This is a genomic window from Brotaphodocola sp., from assembly GCF_050873065.1.
In the GTDB taxonomy this organism is placed as follows: domain Bacteria; phylum Bacillota; class Clostridia; order Lachnospirales; family Lachnospiraceae; genus Brotaphodocola.
Genome location: NZ_JBNMIC010000123.1, coordinates 1 through 1,290, shown reverse-complemented (window position 1 = coordinate 1,290; position 1,290 = coordinate 1). Strand labels below are relative to the sequence as shown.

General features: G+C 50.9%; 1 protein-coding gene. It reads right to left on the bottom strand.

Annotated features, from left to right (window positions below; genetic code table 11):
* Positions 1 to 111: 111 nt before the first annotated feature.
* Complete coding sequence (gene rlmN, locus ACR0QE_RS13415; protein WP_432628836.1) at positions 112 to 1,158, bottom strand: 23S rRNA (adenine(2503)-C(2))-methyltransferase RlmN; 1,047 nt, start codon at positions 1,156 to 1,158, stop codon at positions 112 to 114.
* Positions 1,159 to 1,290 lie beyond the last annotated feature (132 nt).

The window sequence follows — 1,290 nt, the reverse complement described above, 5'->3', positions numbered from 1 at the left end:
GATTATCGAGAGAACCGATCGGCGCCGTAGAAGAATACACATAGTCCTGGTTCATGCTGCGATTCATGCCAATATCTGTAAGCGCACATGCCTCCATCTGCTGTTCCCTCCTTATCCTTCCTTTTCCTGGTCAAGATAGCTCTTTCTGAGCTGTCCGCAGGCGCCGTTGATATCGCGCCCCATCTCTCTTCTTATCGTAACATTGATTCCATTTTTTTCAAGATAATTTTTGAAATCCTCAATCGCCTTTCTTCCGGACTGCACATAATCGCGCTCCTTAATCGGATTGACCGGAATCAGGTTCACATGGCCGTGAAGGTCTTTAATCAGCGCTGTCAGTGCCCGCGCCTCCTCGAGATTGTCGTTGACTCCGCGCACAAGGCTGTACTCAAATGTCAGTCTCCGCCCGGTCTTCTCAAAGTATGTCCGGCAGGCAGCAAGCACATCTTTGAGTGCATAGCGGTTTGCGATCGGCATCAGCGTCTTTCGCACCTCATCGCTCGGCGCATGCAGAGAGAGCGCTAAGGTGATCTGAAGATCTTCCTCTGAGAGTTTCAAAATCCCCGGCACGATTCCACAGGTCGAGACCGTGATGTTTCTCTGGCTGATGTTGAGTCCCTTCTCGCCGGAGAGAAGACGGACAAAGCGGATCAGGTTGTCATAATTGTCCATCGGCTCCCCGGATCCCATGACGACGACGTTTGAGACGCGCTCCCCCGTCAGGGACTGAATCCGGTAAATCTGATCGAGCATCTCCGACGGTGTCAGATTTCTCTCAAGTCCGTCAAGTGTGGACGCACAGAAACGGCAGCCCATGCGGCAGCCCACCTGGGAGGAAATGCAGACCGAATTGCCATGATGGTATTTCATCCAGACACTCTCAATCACATTTCCATCGGCGAGACCGAACAGATATTTTCTCGTGCCGTCGATTGCGGAGACCTTCACATCCACCGGCGTCAGAGCGGTCAGCGTGCAGGTCTCCTTCAGCTTTTCGCGAAGAGAGGCCGGAAGATTCGTCATCTCATCAAAATCTGTCACCAGCTTCTCATGCATCCACTGAAAAATCTGTTTTGCCCGAAACGCCTTCTCTCCTCTCTGCTGCATCCATGCTTCCAGTTCCGGAAGATACAGCGATTTGATATCTGTCTTGTCCATTTCCATCTTTCTCTCGTCCAACCCTTCTATAAGCTTTCCCTGTACTTTTCTCACGCTTTTACACTTTTCTCCGGTATACCGAAATAAAGAATCCGTCACACGGATACGTTCCCGGAAGAAGCTGTACATATC

Excerpts from the sequence above, each read along its gene's own strand:
- rlmN (WP_432628836.1), bottom strand. The coding sequence starts at position 1,158 with ATGGACAAGACAGATATCAAATCGCTGTATCTTCCGGAACTGGAAGCA.